At 43.7% G+C, this 21678-nt stretch carries 12 protein-coding genes; 2 read left to right on the forward strand and 10 right to left on the reverse strand.

Annotated elements, in window-relative coordinates:
- The first annotated feature begins 202 nt into the window (after positions 1-202).
- Both QUA54_RS26195 and QUA54_RS26200 read left to right on the forward strand, forming a co-directional pair.
- Positions 203-1423: a hybrid sensor histidine kinase/response regulator gene (locus QUA54_RS26195; RefSeq protein ID WP_246276997.1), complete on the forward strand. Its 1221-nt coding sequence runs from the start codon at positions 203-205 to the stop codon at positions 1421-1423.
- A 581-nt stretch (positions 1424-2004) separates the two neighbouring features.
- Positions 2005-7032 (forward strand): PAS domain S-box protein, encoded by a 5028-nt coding sequence (locus QUA54_RS26200; RefSeq protein WP_333417042.1) that lies wholly within the window; start codon positions 2005-2007, stop codon positions 7030-7032.
- Between the two features lie 249 nt (positions 7033-7281).
- Here the strand turns inward: QUA54_RS26200 and QUA54_RS26205 are convergent, their stop codons facing one another.
- The 10 genes from QUA54_RS26205 to QUA54_RS26250 all read right to left on the reverse strand — a co-directional run bounded on the left by QUA54_RS26205 (position 7282) and on the right by QUA54_RS26250 (position 21473).
- Positions 7282-8946, reverse strand: a complete 1665-nt coding sequence (locus tag QUA54_RS26205) for a diguanylate cyclase domain-containing protein (RefSeq protein ID WP_333417044.1) — start codon at positions 8944-8946, stop codon at positions 7282-7284.
- Positions 8947-9075: 129 nt separating this feature from the next.
- Positions 9076-9528, reverse strand: coding sequence for a response regulator (locus QUA54_RS26210; protein WP_333196570.1), 453 nt, complete (start codon positions 9526-9528; stop codon positions 9076-9078).
- On the reverse strand, positions 9525-9680 hold the full coding sequence (locus QUA54_RS26215) for a hypothetical protein (protein ID WP_333417046.1): 156 nt from the start codon (positions 9678-9680) through the stop codon (positions 9525-9527). The genes QUA54_RS26210 and QUA54_RS26215 overlap by 4 nt, the downstream gene beginning before the upstream one ends.
- Positions 9681-10014: 334 nt before the next feature.
- Complete coding sequence (locus QUA54_RS26220; RefSeq protein WP_333417048.1) at positions 10015-11922, reverse strand: PAS domain S-box protein; 1908 nt, start codon at positions 11920-11922, stop codon at positions 10015-10017.
- On the reverse strand, positions 11923-13860 hold the full coding sequence (locus QUA54_RS26225) for a response regulator (protein WP_333417050.1): 1938 nt from the start codon (positions 13858-13860) through the stop codon (positions 11923-11925).
- A gap of 334 nt (positions 13861-14194) precedes the next feature.
- Positions 14195-17353 (reverse strand): PAS domain S-box protein, encoded by a 3159-nt coding sequence (locus QUA54_RS26230; RefSeq protein ID WP_333417052.1) that lies wholly within the window; start codon positions 17351-17353, stop codon positions 14195-14197.
- Positions 17350-17748: a response regulator gene (locus QUA54_RS26235; protein ID WP_333194066.1), complete on the reverse strand. Its 399-nt coding sequence runs from the start codon at positions 17746-17748 to the stop codon at positions 17350-17352. Before QUA54_RS26235 ends, QUA54_RS26230 begins: the two co-directional genes overlap by 4 nt.
- Positions 17749-17798: 50 nt before the next feature.
- Positions 17799-20348, reverse strand: a complete 2550-nt coding sequence (locus tag QUA54_RS26240; protein ID WP_333417054.1) for a CBS domain-containing protein — start codon at positions 20346-20348, stop codon at positions 17799-17801.
- Positions 20349-20458: 110 nt separating this feature from the next.
- Positions 20459-20722, reverse strand: a complete 264-nt coding sequence (locus QUA54_RS26245) for an ATP-binding protein (RefSeq protein WP_333417056.1) — start codon at positions 20720-20722, stop codon at positions 20459-20461.
- A gap of 454 nt (positions 20723-21176) precedes the next feature.
- Positions 21177-21473 (reverse strand): hypothetical protein, encoded by a 297-nt coding sequence (locus tag QUA54_RS26250; RefSeq protein WP_333417058.1) that lies wholly within the window; start codon positions 21471-21473, stop codon positions 21177-21179.
- Positions 21474-21678 lie beyond the last annotated feature (205 nt).

Raw genomic sequence — 21678 nt, forward strand, 5'->3', positions numbered from 1 at the left:
AGAGTACCATTCTCAATCAGGGACTCTGGGTTCCCGCGAAGTGACAACTTAATTTGCTTGTGGAATCCGCACTCGCAGCCCGCTCCTAAAAGGGTTATCCTAAATAGAAGCATCTAAGAAGCAACCGGGTTTCTAGAGCAGCATAAAATCCCTTGAATCTGATTTAAATTCACAACCCAAAACTCTAAACTCAAAAATTTAAATGTTTCCCTTTAATATGAACGATAAGAATTCCGAAAGAAGCATCATACTAATTGTAGATGACAACCAAACAAATCTTGACGTACTTTTCGAGCTGTTAAGGAATTACGGGTTTAAAGTATTAGTGGCTCTCGACGGCGAAAGTGCGATCGAACAAATTGAATACATCCATCCAGACTTAATTCTTTTGGATATCATGATGCCAGGAATTGATGGTTTTGAAACTTGCCTGCGTTTGAAAGCAGACACGTCAACGCGAGACATTCCCATTATATTTATGAGCGCCCTTTCCGATACGCTTGATAAAGTAAAAGGCTTTCAAACAGGAGCCGTTGACTACATCACTAAGCCTTTCCAGCACGAAGAAGTGTTGAGCCGCATTCAAACTCACTTGACAATCCGCAGCTTGCAAAAAAAACTCGAAGAAAAAAACCTCGAACTTGCCCACCTCAATCAAAACCTAGAAAGACTTGTCGAACAAAAAACCAAGCAATTAATCGACCAGGAAAAAACAGCGATCATCGGACGTTTGACCCAGGGAATGGTGCACAACCTCAAAAGTCCGCTGCAAGTGATCCAGACTAGCGTCGATTTGATTGAAACAAAAGCCACAAAAATTCAAGATGAGTCTCTGTTTAATTATACTAAGTATATTTTCCAAGCTGTCGCAAAAATCAATCAGATCATGGATACTCTAATGATGAAAAGCAGAAAAGAGCAAAAGCAAGATTTGCACTCTGTGAATATCAACGATTTAGTGCAGCGAGAAGTTCAGCTATTGGAAGGCAACCTGTATTTTAAAAATAAGATTAGAAAAAAATATTTTTATGACGAAGAAATTGCCAGCATTCCCTTAATTTATTCCTATATATCTCAAGTATTTTATAATTTAATTAATAATGCAATGGATGCTATGTGGGAAAAGAAAAGCAGGGAACTAACTATCGTGACTCGGCAAGACGACTCGAACATATACATGGATATTGCAGATACGGGATGTGGCATATCATCAGAAGATTTGTCAAAAGTTTTTGACCCTTTTTACACATCCAAGCCACCTAAAGGCGAGGAAAAGACCGAAGGCGAACCGACAGGAACTGGCCTCGGACTTTATACTTGTATTGAACTTTTAAAACCTTTTAACGGTGAAATTGCTATTAGCAGCAATGTCGGCCAAGGCAGCGTGTTTACAGTTGTGCTGCCCAAACCGCCGAAAACTTAATTGACTCAAATGAGTAAAATTCTGTTCGGTTAGACAACCGTCATTAAGTTCGTAATTAGGTTCATATTAAGGACTGCAAGTCTTGGTTAATCCAGAAATAGAGGACTTGCATTGCTCAATACAAACAGGTGCTAATTGCGGGCAATTAACTGAACACTATCTCACAGCGTGTCCGTAAATTAACGCTAATTCTCGTAGGTTCGTAGTAATACCTGTTTGCAAAAAGAATGTAACTTTAGGCAAGCTTCAAACCGCAATTTGAAATAAAAAATAAAATGGTATAAATAAGGAATGCAAGTCCTGATTTGTCCGCGCTCTTTTGCCTTGCCCCTTGCTATTCGCCTGCCAAAGGTTGTAAATTAAAACAGAGTGGAATTGCAACATTGGTAAAAGTATGATTGTGTTGGGTACTAGGTTTGGGGCGAGGCGGACAACTGGCAGCGGATAACTCAATTCTACAAATAAATCAGGAGGTTTGCTAGCACCCCGCACACCCTCAAGCCTGCGCTTTAAGTTCCCCAATTAATGATCTAGGTAACTGCATCCCCTGCTGAGATTTTTTTATTACTAAAAAATAGCCAATGACATCTGTTTTTGAGTCAACTTTAACGCCTGCTTGCTTGAAAGTTCTTTTAGTAGAAGACTGTGCAGAAGATGCAGAACTCATTCAAGAACTGCTGTCAGAGCGCCCACAGGCACTATCAATTGATTTGGCCTATGTAGTTAGTCTCCAGGAAGCTATAGAAATTTTAAGCAGCGAGATTTTTGATGTAATTTTATTAGACCTTTCACTTCCTGATAGCCAAAAATTTAATACTCTTTTCCGGCTGCAAGATTGCGGTATAAATATTCCGATCGTCATTCTGACAGCCGCCGATGACGAAGAACTAGCTGTCGAGTTAATTGCCGCCGGCGCCCAAGATTATCTGGTGAAAAGACAAGTAGACCGCCAGGTGCTGGTGCGGACGCTCAGGTGCGCGATCGCCCGCCAAAAACGGCAAGCAGAATGGCATAAAAGTCAAGAAAAATACCAGCAGGTTGTTCACAATATCAAAGAAGTCGTTTTTGAAACAAATGCTGCTGGCAATTGGACTTTTCTCAATCCGGCTTGGACGGAAATTACCGGATTTACTCTTGATGAAAGCTTAGGAAGCTCTTGTTTGAGTTACATTCATTCTGACGATCAATACCAATATTTAAATTCGTTTAGGGGCTTGAAGGAAAATCAAGAAATATCTTGTTGCTATCAAATTCGATATCTTACCAAAGATGGCGATATTCGCTGGGGGGAAGTTCAAGAATTTTTGATGTTTGGCTGGAACGGCGCGGCGCAGGGGACGACAGGAACTATCAACGATATTACGGATAAAATTTTAGCACTCTCAGAACTCGAAGCTAGTAAAAAGTTTTTGAATTATACGATCGATGCAGTTGCAGACCCAATTTTTGTCAAGGACGAACAGCACCGCTGGATACTGTTAAATAATGCTTTTTGCAAGCTAATCGGCAAGCAACGCGAGGAACTTCTGGGCAACTCTGATTACGACTTTTTCCCAAAACAAGAAGCTGAATTTTTTTGGCAGACTGACCAGCAAGTATTTAGGACGGGGAAAGAAAACGAGACCGAGGAAATATTTACGGACGCCAGCGGTGCAAAGCACATTCTGTCTACTAAAAAAACTGTCTTTGAAAATACCGACGGCAGTAAAATTCTCGTCGGGATAATTCGAGATATCACTCAGGATAGGCGCAAACAATTAGCGCAGCAAGAAAGCGAAGCTAGACTGCGGCAAATTGCTGCCAATTTGCAGGGAATAATTTATCAATTTCGCTTCTCAACAGACGAAAAAAAAAGTTTTCCTTATATTTCTTCTGCCAGCCGCAATTTATATGAATTAGCACCAGAAAAAATTCAGCAGAATCCTCAACTCCTTTTTAGTTTTATTCATCCAGACGACCGCCAAAGATTTGAAGAATCTATTGCTGTTTCTGCGGCAAATATGCAGCCCGGGCTTCAGGAATGGCGCGCGATTGTGCCGTCGGGAAAATTTAAGTGGATACAAGGGGTTGTGAAACCGGAACGAGTTGATTGTCCTAGTGAAATAGGGCAGGAAGGGGATATAGTTTGGGAAGGCATGGTGCTGGATATTACTGATTTAAAACAGGCAGAAGCAGCTTTGCGGGAGAGCGAAGCAAGATTTCGATCGCTCGTTGAGAATATCCCCGGCGCTATCGGCCGCAGCTTATATGATGCTGATGAAACGATGGTATTTATCAGCGATGAAATTGAGGCAATTAGCGGCTATCCTGCTGAGGATTTTATTCACAACAACCGCTGGAGTTTTGCTAGCCTCATCCATAAGGCAGACAAGGAAATAGTCGAGCGACAAGTCAGTGCAGCAGTAGAGTCGAAACAGCCGTACCATATAGAATACCGGATTGTTCGCGCTGACGGTGCGGTGCGGTGGATGTCGGAAAGAGGTAGGCCAACTTACAATCTAGAAGGGCTGGTTTTGTGGATAGACAGAGCGATTTTTGACATTACCGATCGCAAACAAGCCGACCTGAGTCTGTGCCTGGTAACTCAAGCTGTAGACAGCGCTAGTGATGCGATCGCGATCGCTGATTTGGACGGTTATTCCGTTTATCACAATCAAGCATTTATTCAGCGCTACGGCTATACAGTTGAGGAACTAAATAATGCCGGCGGCCCAGCAGTAATGTACGCCAAATCTCAAGATTTGAGAAAGTTATTTAAGGTGCTGCGGAAAGGTTTTTCCTGGAACACTGAAATTGAAATCAAGACTAAAAGTGGCGAAATTGTTGAAAGTTTATTGCGAGCTGACTGCATTAAAGATACCGCGCTTCAACCAATAGGAATGATAGCCATAATTGCCGAACTCACAGAACTAAAACGCACCGAATCGGCATTAAAGCTCAGTCAAGAGCGATTGCAGTTGGCGGTTTCAGGCAGCTCTTTGGGGCTGTGGGATTGGAATATAGCTACTGGCGAAACTTATTTCGACTTTCATTGGAAATCAATGCTCGGTTACGCAGAAACAGAAATTGAAAATAACCTCCAGGGTTGGGAAAGTTTGCTGCATCCCGAAGACCGACCGAAGGTAAAGGAATCTTTAAATTCCTATTTGGAAAGTGAGACTGAGATCTATGAATTTGAATTTCGGATGCTCAACAAAGCGGGCAATTGGCAGTGGATTATGGCGATGGGCAAGGTAGTCGAGTACGACGAATGGGGTGCGCCGTTGCGGATAACAGGCACTCACAAAGATATCAGCGCCCGCGTTGCTGCAGAAGCGGAAAAAACGCAGTTGATCGCATCTCTGCAACAACTTGCCGAACAGTTGCAAGCAGCGCAAAAAATAGCCCGCATCGGCAATTGGGAATTCGATATTGAGGCAGGAATTATTACTTGGTCGGAAGAACTGTTTCGAGTTTACGGTCGAGAATTGAATCGCCCGCCGACAATGGAAGAACTTTTAGAGCAAATTCATCCCGATGACAAAGAAAGGTTTACACAAGTTGTGCACAAGGCAGTGACTGAAGGGACAGCTTACGATATCGACCACCGCATCTATTTTCCATCAGGAGAAATCAGGCACGTTAACGCTAAAGGACAAGCTGTTAAAAATGAGTTGGGTGAGGTGGTGCGGCTGTTTGGCACGGCAATGGACATTACCCATCGCAAAAAATCAGAAATTGCTTTGCAAGAAAGCGAACAGCGATTTCGAGCTGTATTTGAACAAGCGGCGATCGGCATTGTTAAAGTGTGGCCAGACGGTCAATTTTTGAAGGCCAATCAAGGCTTTTGCAATATTGTCGGATACTCAGATTTGGAAGTGAAAGCGCGAAATGTTGGGGATATTTCTCACCCGGAAGATGTAGCAGCCGATGTCGAGTCCCGCGACAGACTGTTAGCTGGAGAAATCTTGAATTATTCAATTGAGAAACGCTTTGTTCGCAAAGACAGTTCATTTGTTTGGACTAATGTGAGTGTATCTTTAGTGCGAGATGGGTTGGGGAAACCGAGCTACTTAATTGGTATGATTGAAGATATTAGCCCTCGCAAACTTGCCGAGGCTATCTTGCGCCAGCAATTAAAGCGAGAACGCTTGGTGGTAGGGATGCTGGAACGCATTCGCTCTTCTCTAAATTTAGAAGAGATTTTGACAAAAACTGTTGCTGAAGTACGGCAGTTTTTGCAAACAGACCGGACAGTTATTTATCGCTTTAATCCCGATTGGAGCGGTTTTGTAACTGTCGAGTCGGTGGACAAAAATTGGCAGTCGATTCAAGGAATAACTATTAATGATTCTTGGTTTGAAGACAGCTATGCTTCTGCTTACGAACACGGACGCGCTGTAGCTGTGGATGATATTTATAAAGCCGATATTTCCCAGTGCTACATTAATTTATTAAGTCAATTTCAGGTGCGAGCTAATTTGGTAGTGCCGATTTTGCAAGGCGAGAAGTTGTGGGGGTTATTAATTGCCCACGAGTGCGCGGGCAGCCGCCGCTGGCTGGAAATTGAGGTCGAGTGTCTCAAACAGATTAGCGTGCAGTTGGCGATCGCGATCCAGCAATCGATGCTGTTTGAGCAAGCACAAACTGAAATTGCCGATCGCAAACAAGCCGAGTCAGCTTTGCAGGAATCGGAAGCGCGAGAACGTTCAAAAGCGCTAGAGTTAGAAGCAGCTATTAACAAACTCAGAACCACTCAAGCTCAGCTCGTTCAAAATGAAAAAATGGTGAGTTTGGGTCAGTTAGTTGCTGGTGTTGCTCACGAAATTAATAACCCCGTTAGCTTTATTCACGGTAATCTCAGTCCGGCTCGCAATTACACTTTAGATTTGCTGGAATTGATTAAACTTTACCAGAATTACTGTCCTAATCCTCCAGCCCAAGTCTTGGAGAAAATTGATGAAATAGACTTGGATTATATTGCTGAGGATTCCCCGAAATTGTTTAATTCGATGCAAGTAGGAACAGAGCGAATTGTCGAGATCGTGAAATCCTTGCGCAACTTTTCCCGCTTGGACGAGTCTGCTGGAAAGTCGGTCAACATTCACGAGGGAATTGATAGCACTTTGATGATTTTGCAAAACCGGTTAAAATCTCACAGCAGCCATCCGGGGATTCAGATAGTTAAAGATTACCAACTATTACCGCAAATTGAATGTTTTCCGGGCGAGTTGAATCAGGTATTTATGAATATTTTGATTAATGCGATCGATGCTTTGGAAGAACGGGACAAGCAGCGTCCGATCGAGGAGTGCGATCGACATCCCAGCACGATCGCTATTCGCAGTTATCAGGCTGCTGCGGGCTTCGTAGCGGTATCTATTGCCGACAACGGGCTGGGGATACCGGACTCGGTGCGATCGAGGCTGTTTGACCCGTTTTTCACAACTAAACCTGTAGGCAAGGGAACGGGTTTGGGACTGTCGATTTCTCACTCGATTATAGTCGATCGGCACGGCGGTCGATTGAGCTGTATTTCGACACTAGGAAAGGGAGCGGAGTTTTTGATCGAAATTCCACTGCGGCCGAATTTAACTGGTACGAGATCGAAGAAAGGGGGAATAAATTAGGAATTGGTAATTGGAAATTGCGCAGCAGTAATGAGTAATATCAAATACGGTAACATTGGAATTATAACCTGCAAGCGAGCATTCCGCTCGCTCCGGCTCACTCGATCGCGTCCGGCTCTCACGGCACTCGGAAAGTTCTTATTCCGATGCACAGGTTAACGATATGAGTTGTGAGTTGTGAGGGAAAAATTAAACACGATATTACCAATTACCAATTACCAATTACTAATTAGCAATTACCTTCAACTTTTACATAAAAATCGGGGAAGATTCCCAGTTACTTCTGGCGTGACAAATGCGATTTTTGCCTTCGGTTTTGGCTTGATAAAGGGCGCTGTCAGCGCTGCGAATTAGGGTGTCGGGAGATTCCTGGGCAGAAGGAATCGCCGTAGCACTGCCGCAACTGAGGGTAACGTATGGGCCGATCGGCGATCGCGCGTGGGGCAGTTTCAAGCTGGCGATGCCGTCGCAAATTTTCCGGGCGACAATGTTTGCCCCTTCGGCGCTAGTGTTGGGCAGCACTACGGCAAATTCTTCGCCACCGTAGCGGGCGGCCAAATCCCCAGCCCGGTTGGTGGCCCTGGCGATCGCCCCGGCAACTTGGTGCAAACAATCGTCCCCGCCGAGGTGCCCATAAAATTCGTTGTAAAGTTTAAAAAAATCGAGGTCAAACATAATTAAAGACAGCGGCAGTTCTTCTCTTGCCAATCTGCGCCATTCTAATCTCAAAACGCGATCGAACTGGCGACGATTGGCAATGCCAGTCAGTCCGTCAGTAGTTGCCAGTTGCTGCAATTTTTGATTGGCTATTGCTAGCTGGCGGTAAAGTTGAGATTGTTCGATCGCGATCGCCATTTGATTTGCCAACTGCTGTAAAAAATCTATTTCCCACTGCTGCCATTCCCTGACACCGCTGCAATTGTATGCTGTCAGCATTCCCCACAAACTATTGCCATTTTGTCCGATCGAAGCCGCCGCACTTGAACCATGCGCCTGCGGTTTGCGACTCGCCGGCAGGCGGCACATATAATTTTCGGCTGCATCTTGATTTTTTTCGGCTTCCAAAACAGTGCTTTCTTGTGTTTTGTTTACCGTTTCCCAGTCGCCAGATTGCCAAATTGGAACGCTGACAACTGCTGTCATTTCACAATCTGCCAGCAATTCTTTGCAACTGCCAGCCAAGTCGGCAGCGCTGACATCTGCTATTGCTTGTACAGACTGGGATTCGACCAAAACACAGCATGACACCGCCAAAGCAGCACTAATATTTTGGTTTTCAATATAACCGCATGGCAAACCGTCACCTGCGACGATCGCACCTTTTTCCTCTTCCCCGTCGAGTTGAGACGACCAATTTTGGCAACGATAAATTAAAACGCGGTCTGTTTTGAGAAATTGGCGCACTTCTGCGACGGTACTTTGGAGAATGCTTGCCGCGTCTATTGAGGATCGAATATGTTCGATCATTTTGCCCAACAGCCGCTCTCGGAGGGCCTGCTGCCGCAATTGTTCTTCGATTTTCTGGCGTTCGATCGCGTAATGGATTGCCCGCACCAGCATTTCTCTGTGAAATTTTCCCTTTACCAAACAATCTTGAGCGCCCCACCGCAATACCGACAGCGCCGTATTTTCATCGTTGATCTCTGTCACCACCACAATTGGCACTGTGGGCCATCGCGCTTTCAAAACTGCGATCGCCTCGCATCCTCCCAAGCAGTCTGACAATGACAAATCTAATAGTACGGCGTCAAACTTTTCTTCTTCCAGACACCCGACTCCTATCTCCAGAGACTTAACCGTTTGGAGAAGAAATAGAGACTGGCTGAATGACCCTAAAAGGTCTTCGATCATGGTCGGAGCTGCCAGGTCATCCTCAACCAACAAAATTTTCAGACATTTGTTACGTGTTAACACAACTATAGCGTTCGGAGCGGGTCGAAGGAAACTTGTGAGTTTTGATAGCGATACTTGCGATCGGGCTAATATATCAGTTTATCAAATTTACTCTACACTCAAACTATCGATTTAGCCCTCAATTAAAGCTTACATATCCGGCGGGAGTGAAACGATTTCAAACCAATACTTACATAAAGTCTTCATTACTTCAAGCAATCCTTCAAAAGTGACTGGTTTGGATATGAAAGAATTTGCCCCCAAGCGATAGCAAAGCAAGATATCTCCCCTGCGGTGCGAAGTTGTGAGGATTACAACCGGAATTTGTTGCAAATGGGGGTCAGATCTGATCGAAGTTAGTGTTTCTAGCCCGTCAAGCCTCGGCATATTCAGATCCAAAAGTATCAGGTCTGCCTGGTGCCAATTGCTGCTACCAACATATTGACCGCGACGGTACAAGTAGTCTAGCACTTGTTCTCCATTTTCCACAAATTCGCTCCTAATTGCTAAACGAACTTCTCGAAGTGCTTCCTTCACCAAAAAGCGCGTGTCCTCGTCATCGTTTGCTATTAAAAGAGTAAATCTTTTCTTTTGATAATTCACGGCTTTGCCTCACTACGAATGGCTTTTGTGAGGTTGCGGGACTTTGAGCCGTGTCTGAGCGCCTGCAAAGCATCTATTGCCATCATCCGGCAAATCTGGCTGAGAACACTAAATTTGTGTTGCAGGAATTTACGGTTTTCGTGGATTTGCAAAGGTTTGCGAATTATGCTTGTTTCACTTGACAGTCTGTTCGAGTACCGGCTAGCTGCAAAGAAATCACAAATCCTTGTCCGCGAACTACTAGAGAAACTACTGCATCCCAAAGCAAGATGCTCTGGATACAATTGAAAAAAACTGACAATTCTTGCGCGCACCGCTGATTTATAACTTGTATAAGGATAGAGCTAATAGATTTATCGTGATTGATTTTTGGCTCGATGTCATCAGTGAATATGCTACACTTAATGACCATTTGTGTAAAGAAAACATAAAGCTATTTAAAGCTTAAGTAAAGAACGGCTGACTGCAGCAGGCGGACGGGTGACTTCACTTTGGTATAGGAATAGAAAAATAAAAAGTTGAACCTCGATTGAGTTCTGATTCTACCCAAAGGCGGCCGCCATGCCGATCGACAATTCTTTGACAAATCGCTAAACCGATACCAGTTCCTGAATACTGTTTTTGGGTGTGCAAGCGCTGAAAAATCTGAAAAATTCGCGGATGGTACTGTTCGGCAATCCCAATACCGTTATCTTGCACTGAAAAAACCCAGCTATCCCCCTGACGCGAAGCGCTGACGCGCACCATCGGCGCCTCGCTGCTGCGGTACTTAATGGCGTTGCCAATTAAATTTTGAAACAGTTGCAGGAGTTGAAAACTGTCACCTCTTACCCTTGGCAAATCGCCCTTAGTAACAGAAGCTTGATTTTGGCGGATGGCTAACTGCAAATTAGCGCAAGCATCCTCAAAAACCAGATTGCAATCTATCACATCAAAAGGTTTCTCACTGCGACCGACCCGCGAATATTGCAGCAAGTCATCAATCAGCGCCTGCATCCGCCCGCAAGAATTAACAATATTGCGGAGAAATTTATTTCCTTGGGCATCAAGTTGGTTGTGACAGCGGTTTTCTAATAGTTGAGCGTAGCCCGCAATCGTGCTCAAAGGCGCTTGCAAATCGTGAGAAGCCACGTAGGCAAACTGTTCGAGTTCGGCATTAGAACGAGTTAATTCTTGAGCGTAGCGGGTTTGAATGTCTAAACTCGCTTGCAGCAGTTCTTGTACCAGCTTGCGCTGGGAAATATCCTCGATCGCACAAATCAAATACTGCGGCGTCCCCTTGACATCGCGCATTGCCGAAACAGTAACATTCGCCCAGCGCACTGCCTCATCTTTGCAGATCAAACGCTTTTCCAGAGAAAAAGTTTTAATTTTCCCTGCTAACAGCGAACGCACATATTCTCTGTCAGCTTCGATGTCATCCGGGTGAGTAATTGCCTGCCAATTTTGCTGCAACAATTCCGATTCTGCATAGCGAACAATTTGGCAAAAACCGGGATTTACCCGCATAAATTGACCGCTAAGGGCGGTTTTAGCTATGCCGACCGCAGCTTGCTCGAATATCGCGCGGAAGCGTTCTTCGCTGTCTCGCAGGGCAATTTCTGCTCGTTTGCGCTCGGTAATGTTGCGAAATGTTACTGCCAAGCCATCGTTTAACTTGACCGCAACAATGTGCAGCCAAGCACTTGTATCTCCCTCGTATTCGTAATAAAATTCTTTGTCTACACTTTCTCCTGTTTCTACTACAGAAACATACAAATCAAATAACCCGTTTTTGCGAACTTGGGAAATTTCTGCCAACAAATTCTTGCCAACTATCTCATTAAATGGCATCCCAGAAAATTTTTCGGCGGCAGGGTTGATCAACAGCCACTGGAAATCCACAATATTTCCCTCACTGTTGCGGATGGCAGAATAAGCTACCATACCGTCTAAGGAACTATTTAATATGCTAGCAAGCAGCGACTGCGACTGTTGCAGTTGAGAATTTTGCTCTTTTAATTGCTGTTGCAGTTTTTGCAAGCAGACTTGCTTGTCGATGCGCGCTAAAACTTCTTCTACTTGAAATGGTTTGGCAATATAGTCGGCACCGCCAACTCGAAAAGCTTGTAATTTATCATTAATGTCATCTAATACGCTTAAAAAAATTACTGGAATTTGTTCGGTTTTCGCTGTCGCTTTCAGTCTCCGACAAACTTCATAACCGTTCATTTCTGGCATTCTAATGTCAAGCAAAATTAAATCGGGGCAATGGGCGATCGCAACATTCAACGCCAGTTGACCGCAAATAGCTCGGTAAACTTGATACCCCTGGGCTGTTAGCAGCTTAGATAAGAACCGCAGATTGCTGGGTTGGTCATCAACCACCAATACTTTAATTTGGCTATTATCCATTTATTTTAAACTCGATTGAGTTAAATCCATTATCTTGTCGAGTCGGTAATCGGTAAGTAAATCTTTTAAAGCCTGAGCTAAAGTTGGATGACTTTCCCAGATGCGATCGACAATTTGAATCGCCAGCTCTTCATTAACATCATTAGCTGCATCGTAGAGTTCCTGCAGCCAACTTTGAGGCATCTGGGCCAGCAGCCCTCCGAAAAATGAATCGGGTTTGTCGCTCACAAAATAACGCCCTAAAGCCCCGACTGGTAGCCCGGGCAACTCTTGATAAATATAGCGCACTCCCAAGTAGCAAGCCATCTTATCAAAGAGGATTTGTTCTTGAAAAGGTTTGCGCACAAAATCGTCGCAACCTGCGGCAATAATTTCGCCTTTTTTTTCCTCAAAAGTGCTAGCAGTCAGAGCAATAATTACAGTTCGCCGCTGAGTTTGTTTCTCTTTAGCTCTAATTTGTCTGACAGCTTCAAAACCGTCCATTACTGGCATTCGTGTATCCAGCCAAATTAAATGAGGCTGCCAACTTTCCCAAATTTCAACAGCTTGGCGACCGTTTTCCGCTTCTCTGACTTCAAAACCAATTGGTTGCAGCATTTTAATCAGCAGCAGCCGATTTTCTTGATTGTCATCAATTGCTAAAATCCGATAAATCGGTTGATCGGCTTCTAATCCGATCGCCCGCTGCAATGTCACGACTGTTATTTCAGACGAAGTAGTGGGCAATACTCGGATATTAAATTTAAAACTCGTTCCCTTACCTAAAACACTTTTGAAGCCAATATCTCCGCCCATTATCTGCACATATTTTTTAGTAATTGTCAAACCCAGTCCCGTACCGTCAGCCGCATTTCTACCTGCTTCAGTTTGCACGAAAGCATCAAATAAAGTGTCATTTTCTGCTGCTGGTATGCCTACTCCGGTATCTTCAACTTCAAACAAAATTAAAACTTCTTCGCCCGAGGTAGAGTTAGAATAAATTTCCGCTTCGGTTAGCTGTTGCTTGCTTTCCACGCTCACGCGCAGCCAAATAAGACCGCCATCAAGAGTAAATTTTATGGCATTTCCCAGCAGGTTAATCAAGCATACGCGCAGCTTTTTTTCGTCAGTTTTTATATATTGAGGAACATCCGCCTGCACGAAAAATCTTAGTTGCAAATTCTTAGTTTCAGCTTTAATTTGAAACATCTCTTCGAGAGTTTCGAGAAGTTGATAAAGATCGAAGCTGCGTTCATCTAAGCCAATTATTCCTGCTTCTATTTTCGACAAGTCTAAAACATCGTTAATTAGTTCCAGCAGATGTTGACCGCTGCGGTTAATAATTCGGAGATTTTCGAGATTTTCGTGGCTGAGTAAAGAGTCGCGGCTCATGACTTGGGTAAAACCCAGGATGGCGTTCAGGGGAGTCCGCAATTCGTGGCTCATGTTGGCAACGAATTGACTTTTTGCGACCGATGCAGCGGCCGCGGTTTCTTCGGCTTTTTTGCGTTCTATTATTTCTTGTTGCAGTTCAGTATTGCGATCTAGCAATTGTTTTTTCAGTCTTTGGATAGTTAGTTGGTTTTCGATTCTCGCTAAAACTTCGGCTACATGAAAGGGTTTTGTGATATAGTCAACACCTCCTACTTTAAAGGCGGTTACTTTGTCCAATACTTCATCTAAAGCGCTGATAAAAATAACGGGAATTTCTGATGTTTTCGGATCTGCCTTGAGCTGCGTGCAGACTTCATAGCCGTCTATTTCGGGCATTTTGATGTCGAGCAAAATCAAATCTGGAGAACCAGAGCGCGCTGCTCTGATTGCCATTTTGCCGTTAATTACGCCCCGGACTTTGTAGCCCCGATCGGACAGCGTTGCTGATAAAACTTGCAAATTTTCTGGAGTGTCGTCAACAATTAATATGTTGCCTTTATTCTCTTCTGTTTGATTGCTGGTCATCGATGCTATGTTTTGGTTAAATTGAAAATTGTTGAAATTATGAAAACTGGTTAAATAGTCATTATAGCACTCCCTCGTGCATCGACTACTTTTATATTTACAGAACTTATAATATTATAGATTTTAAATTTTAGATTTTATAATTGCAATGGCTGATGATTACCAGGTTTGGGAGCTTGGCTACAGGTAAATTAGCCGATCGCCCGCGGGCGAGTTTACAAATAGTCTCTCCACCTAAATCATCAATAATCCTGAACCTGCCCCTCTTCCTTCTTCCTTCTTCCTTCTTCCTTCTTCCTTCTTCCTTCTTCCTTCTTCCTTCTTCCTTCTTCCTTCAAAAATTTCTAAACTCCTCAATCAAATCGATAATCTGATCGCACCGGAAGTTCTTCACCAAATCGGCGATCGCCCTGCAGAAATCACCATGAATCGGAGGAATCAACAACAGCAGCCGAAAAATCTCCTCGTTATCAACCGCATCCGCTGCCGCGTACAATTCATCAACCCATTCAGCAGGCATAGCTTCAAAAAATGAAGCATTGAGCGTAAAAGGAAAATTAGCCGTTTCAGTTACCGCGGACACTTCACCGGACTCCACAGCATCTGAACTTGGCGAAGCTTCTCGATCGTAAACATAGCTGACTCCCAGATACTTAGCCATCTTTTCCAGAATCACTTGCTCCCGAAAAGGCTTCGCTACAAAATCATCGCAACCAGCAGACAAAATCAGCGATCGCTCCTCATCAAAAGCACTTGCAGTCAGAGCAATAATCACCGTTGCTTGACCTTTCAAATGCGCTTTAATCTGTTTAGTAGCTTCATAGCCGTCCATCACCGGCATCCGCATATCCATCCAAATCAAATGAGGTTCCCAACTCGACCACATTTCCACAGCTTGAACGCCATTTTCAGCGTCCTGCACAGCAAAGCCGAGGGATGTCAGCATTCTAACCAACAGCAAGCGGCTTTCCAGGCGATCGTCAACAGCTAAAATGCGGTATTCCGGCTGTCCGGGTGTGAGACTCACAACGCGACGAGCTGTTTGAGCCACCTGAATTTCCACTGGGTTGGGGAGGGAAACTTTAACATCAAATCTAAAAATGCTGCCGCGACCGACGCTGCTTGTTACCGTTATTTTTCCTCCCATTAACTCTAGGAACTGTTTGCTAATCGGCAAGCCTAAACCAGTTCCTTCTTGAGCTTTTTTCCCGCTTTCTGTTTGCGCAAAAGGTTTAAACAAATTGTCCATTTCTGCCACAGAAATTCCCCATCCCGTATCTTCAACTTCAAATAGCAAACAGCAATTGTTAATTATAGGCATTTTTTCGTAATTTTTATTTTCCAATAGCTCATGTTTTATTCTCAGATTAACACCACCTTCCGCAGTGAACTTAATAGCATTTACCACTACATTAATTAATACTTGGCGCAACTTGCTTTCGTCTGTTTCTACGTATTGAGGTAAGTCTGGCGTGGAATCAAAAATTAACTGTAACCCTTTTTTTTCGGCTTGCAGCTTCAGCATATCTTCAGTATTTTTTAGCATTTTATGCAAGTCGAAGGTGCTATTATTAACTGTCACGAGCCCGACTTCAATTTTTGACATTTGCAGAATATTGTTAATCAGCTCGAGCAAGTGTTCCCCGCTGCGGCTAATAATTCCTAAGTATTGCTGTTGGTCGGCACCGAGGGCTGCGTCGCGCGCCAGCAGTTGGCTGAAACCGAGAATTGCGTTGAGGGGAGTTCGCAATTCGTGGCTCATATTCGAGAGGAATTCACTTTTCGCCCTGTTGGCTCTGTCGGCTTCTTCTTTGGCTTTTTGCAGGGCTATTCCTGCTTGTTTACGCTCGGTAATATCGCTAGCTGTGCCAGTTGTGCCGATGATGTTTCCTTCAGCGTCCATGCGCGCGATCGCCTTGGTATTTACATCAATCTGTCTGCCATCTTTTCCTAATACTATATTTTCGTACTGAAACACAGTTTTTCCCGTCAGTAAGCGCTGCTGGAGTTCCCATTTCCAGTCTATTTCTCCTGGCGCTAAGAAATCGCTAAAAGAACAGCCGAGCATTTCTTCAGGCTCGTAACCGTAGATTTGTTTAACTGCTTGGTTCACAAAAGTAATGTGCCCTTCAGCATTGCAAGACCAGATAATATCTTGGGAAGTTTCAACTAAATGACGGTATTTTTCTTCGCTCTCTGTTAGGGCTATTTCTGCCAGCTTGCGTGGGGTAATGTCCATCAAAGTTGTGAATAGTTTTGTCACTTGCCCTTGTTGGTTGACAACTACTTCTCCTCTGGCTTCGATGTAGCGGATGAAGCCGGCTTCACTTATTTGTGACGGGCAATTATCCGCAGCAATTTTCGGTTCAGGTCTCAGAATTCGATATTCCAAGCTGTAGGATTGCCTGCTAGCAATAGCACTGTCGATCGTTGTTTGCCACTTTTGTCGATCGTCCGGATGCACATATTGCGAAAACTCAGTTAGTGTTGGCGCAGCTTGGGTTGAATCGAGCCCGAAAATCCGAGATAACTCTTCCGACCAAGTAGTTGTGTTGGCAGAGAAATCACATTCCCAATTGCCGACACGGGCGATTCTTTGCGCTGCTGCTAAAGAAGCCGCTACAGCTCGGAGTTTTTCTTCCGCTAACTTGCGATCGCTAATATCTTGAATTACAGAAATCACGCAGGTTTCGCCATGAATCTCAATGATTTCTGCTGACAGCAAGCCAGTTTTAAGTACCCCACTTTTAGTGCGCAAATCAAATTCGTAGTTGCGCACAATTTTTTGGTCTTCTAACATTTTAAACAGCTCGGCACGGGCTTGTATACTTTCCCAAAGATTCAAATCAAGCGCCGTGCGATCGATAATTTCTGCAGCAGAATAACCAATTGTCTGGCAAAAAGCCTCATTAATTTCTAAATAACGACCATCTTTAAGTCTGGTAATAGTAATCGGGTTCGGAGAAGAACGAAAAGCTTTGGCAAACTTTTCCTCAGACAAGCGCAGTTGTGCAGTCCGCTCCTCGATTACAGTTTCTAATTCTTGATTCAGCTTTTGGAGTTGAGCGTTTTGTTCCGCTAATTGTTTCTCCATAAAATAGCTGTTGACTGCTTCTTTCACCGTCAATTTCAAATCTTCTGACTGCCAAGGCTTCGATATGTAGCGGTACAATTTAGCATATTTAATAGTATTCGCCACTGCTTCGATGTCTGCTTGCCCCGTCAGCATAATTTTGATAGTTTTTGGCGAAATTCTGTGAATTTGCTTCAGCAATTCGTCTCCTTTGATATGGGGCATCAGATAGTCGGAAATCACTGCCACGATTTCGCAGTTCTCTGCCAGCAATTCCTCGATTAACTCTAAAGCATCTTCGCTGCCTTCAGCGGTTTCTAATAAGTGTTCTTCTCCCAGAGTTTTTTTTAACTCCATTTTCAAACTTTCAAGAATTATCGGTTCGTCATCCACGCAAATAATCACAGGTTTATTGTTCATATTTTTGCCAAACCAGATTTTATAGTTTCTACTAATTCTTTGCGATCCCATGGCTTGTACAAACAGCGGTGCAAGTTTGCTTGCTCTTGCACCCGCGCTATTGCTACTTCGTCGGCTTGCCCGGTCAGCATGACTTTCACAATCTTGGGATATTTTTGGTGAACCATAATCAAAAATTCATCTCCTTTAATACCTGGCATTAACCAGTCAGATACTATGACCAAAATATCACTTTCATCTTCTTCTTGAATTTCTTCTAGAATTTCCAAAGCTTCATCTGCATTTTCTGCTACTTCATAGAGGTAAGCATCCCCAAATTCTTTTTTAAGCTGAATTTTTAAACTGTTTAAGACTACAACTTCATCGTCAACGCACAAAATTACTGGTTTTGGCATAAAATTTTACTTGTTTTTAATTTTAAAACTTGGGGCATTTCCGCATTTATTTAATTGCTATCCGGGATTCCAATGGGCAAGGATATAGTAAATTTGGTATTACCTGGCACGCTTTCTACTCGCATTTCACCTTGGTGTTTTTCCAAAATTTTCTGAACTATATCCAATCCCAAACCGCTGCCTTCTCCCGGAAGTTTGGTCGTGAAAAACGGCTCAAAAATTCTCGGCATAATTTCTGGGGGAATGCCTTTACCGCTATCGGTAATACTGACTAATATTACGTTATCTTGGTGTTTGGCATCAATTTTCAACACTCCTTTGTTGCCCATCGCTTGTAAAGCATTGTGAAGCAAATTTGTCCAAACTTGATTTAGTTCATCAGGATAGCATAGCACAGAGGGCAAATCAGTACCATAGTTTCTGATTACTTCCACGCCGTGTTTGATTTGGTAGTGGTAAAGCGTTAAAACAGTATCAATACCGTCGGTAATGTTAGCGATTGTTTTGGAACCCGACTGCTCGTAACGAGAGTAGCTTTTCAAAGCAAAAACAATTTTAGCTGCCCTATCTGTCGCATTAGCAATATTTTTAGTGCTTTTTTGTACCGTAGCGAATTGGTAGGCGGTTTGTAAAAAATTTGGACTTTGGGTGTCTTTCAATAAAGGTAAAAAAGTTTCTAAATTGCATATGCCAATATCTAATAATGTACAAGCAAGGCTGTCGGCGTTCTCAATTTTTTCTGCTTCTAATTGTCGCTGCAAAAGTTTTTTTAACTGACGTTTTTCTTTACTAGATAAGGCGTCGGTTTCTTGACTTGACTTGTGCAGCAGCGCAAAAAAATCCTGCTGCCTTTCCGGAGATATTTGCTGGAAAAATATCGGCAACTGCTGCAATTGTTCCGCCCAGAAGTCGGCAATGTTCTGCACCGAGGAGCGAATCGCCCCTAAAGGAGAATTGATTTCGTGAGCAACTCCGGCAACTAACTGTCCGAGGGCTGCCATTTTTTCTGATTGAATCAGTTCTTTTTGAGTGCGCTTCAGTTCTTCCAAGGTATGAGATAATTCTGCATTTTTTTGGCACAGCGCTGACTCGGCTATTTTGCGATCGCTGATGTTACGGGCAACCCAAATCACTGAATTTTTTGAGAACAGAGAAATGCAGGCAGAAAACCAAATTTCGCGGCCGCCAACTGTTAAGCTGTAGTCGAAATTGAGCGTTTGTTGGGTCTCTAATACTTGCTGAACTAACATCCACCAATTATCCGGGTTGTTGTCGTCAAAAAAATGTTCGATTGTTAGGCTAACTATATCGCAATTAGGCTCTAATAACGCCGCCGTGTTTGTCGGTAAAACTTCTATGTTGCCCGGATTTTCTAGCACGAGAACTATGTCGGTCATTGCTTCAAAAACGGCGCGAACTTTGCTTTCAGAAAAGTGCAATTTTTTTTCTAGCAATTGGCGCTCGCTAATTTCTTGCTGCAATTCTTCGTTGCTGGCTGCTAGTTGAACCGTGCGGTCTTGAACTCGCTGTTCGAGTTCGGTGTTGAGGCGGCGGACTTCAGCTTCAGCGGTGGCGCGGTCTTGTATTTCCTTTTTTAGCTGGCTGTTAGCGTTAATTAATTCTAAAGTTTGCTGTTGAGTTTCTTTTTCTAAACTTTTATTTAAAAGCCTCAACTGTTCCTCTACTTCGGTTCTCCGAAGTGCTTCTTTTTGCAATTGTTCGTTAACTTTTTTTAACTCCTGGATCTGTTCGGCAACTGTTTCCTGCAAAAGCTCGACATTCGCTTGGATTTCTACCGGATCTAAGGCGTGCAGCAGGGTACTTTGGCTGACGATTCCGGCTAAATATCCTCCCTCGTCCACCACCACCAAGCGCCGGATGCCGTGCTGCTGCATGAACTGGTGAGCCTGCCACAATGTGGCTTTTACCGGCAGCGGGATCAGGGGAAAACTCATGGCGGCGGCGGCAGGAGTGCCGGCGAAATCGAGTCCAGAAACTTGGAATTTAACAATGTCGCTTTCTGTAATTATGCCCACAGGTTTCTGATGTTTGTTGTCGCTGTCAGTGCAAATGACTATGCAGCTTTGGCGCTGGGTTGTCATCTGTTTTGCGACTTCTAAAACAGAGGTGCTCGTTGAAGTAACTATTACTTCTGTAGTCATAATTTCTTCTGCGCGCCACATTTTCAGCAAGTCGCCCGGTTTCAGGGTTTGACGGATGCTTTCGCAGGTGATGGCGCCTAGCAAGTTTCCGCGTTCGTCTGTGAGGGGCAAGTGACGGATTCTTTTCGATCGCAATATGCTCAATACCCTGAAGATATTCCCCGCTTTATCGAGGGAAATGGCGATCGGATTTTCAGTCATTACCTCAGAAATTACCCCGTCTGCCACCGAAATACCGCTAGCAGTTATTTTCACAACATCGCGCTCTGTAAAAATTCCGAGCAGTTGCTGACCCTGAGCGATTAAAATACAACTGGCGCTCGCCTGAGTCATGGCAGCGATCGCGACTTTCACAGGTGTGTCTGGAGGCAGCACCGGCGGTTTGGGGTCGATCGCCTGTTCTAGCAAGCTTTGAGTATCAGAAGCTGTGGTTGACATGGGCAAATCAAGGGGGATAGATGTAAGCGGAACCGATAATTAATACCATTTTAGATTCCAGAACAGTGGCGGCACGCTGACCGGAATCGAGGTTTGACATCGGTCTAGAGTTATATTTTTAGTTGCGCATCGGTATGATTGTTAGTAGGATAGCGCTCAACGGCGATCGGGATTGACACGATAAAGGTCTTTTGAGCTATAACTGACGCTACTTCTATTGTAACCGAATGTTTTTCCACAATCTTTTTAACAATATCCAGTCCCAACCTGCTGCCTTCGTTGGTCTTTTTTGTGGTAAATAACGGCTCCACGATTCGCGGCAAAATCTCCGGGAAAATTCCATCGAGGCTATCAGTGATGCTGACGAGCAGCATCTAATTTTCTACTATTACCCCTAGTGTTTAAACTTTGCAATTGTTCATTGCCTGAATAACATTGTAAATCAAATTTGGACAAATTTGATTTAGTGCGCCTGAACATCACAGCTATTCAGTGAGTATATTTTGATAATTTAAAGCAATGTATTTTCCGTATTTAAGTTAGTTATTATAATAGTTAATATAGTTTTAAAACCGTCATTACTACTGGCAAGTATCTTTTATTCCGTACAGCTATAGGGAAAATATTTAAACACAGCAAAAATTACTTTTGCTGCTTTGTCTGTAGCACTGGCAGCAGATGCTTTTCTTGGCAAGGCGTGGATAAAGTGCAGGGAATATCTGCCTGACTAAGGCATTTAAGCACCGCTTGATGAAATATTTGATTGCACTGCAAGTTTATTGATTGTTTGAGTTGAACTACCAGGTTGCTAAACTCGGCAATTTCATCTTAGAGGTCTGTAAGCTCTTGCCCGACAAAATAGGAATATTTATATTTGTGTTTGTCACAATAACCGACTACTTCAAAAGCTCCGTTTTTGATCGCACTTTCATAGCTTTCTCTAAACCTTGGCAGGGTTTCCCTGACATGATACTTGCTGTCACAGAGCCAAGCAGAAATCGGTAAATTTCCATAGTGCAACACTTCGGACAGTTTTTGAGGGCAAACCGTATAATAAGGGTTTAATGGCGATCGGTACGAAGGCTTCGCTTGCCGAGGTACACTATAGGCTTCCTGGTAAATCAAGGGTTTCAGACGACGAGTTCAAAACTTAGTTCGCTTACGCACGCAGACCGAAGCAACCCGGTTTATTCGTGTATTTATCGTTCTTCGACGCAAAATTTTTCGTATAAACCCGCAATAAGCGCCCCCATGCTTAAGCCCTGAAACTGTTTAAAGTGTTGCACTAACTCCTACCCCAGAAAATCACTGTGTCCGCAATTGTAAATAA

Origin of the sequence: Microcoleus sp. MOSTC5 (genome assembly GCF_036701825.1) — a bacterium.
GTDB classification, from domain to species: Bacteria; Cyanobacteriota; Cyanobacteriia; order Cyanobacteriales; family Microcoleaceae; genus Microcoleus; species Microcoleus asticus.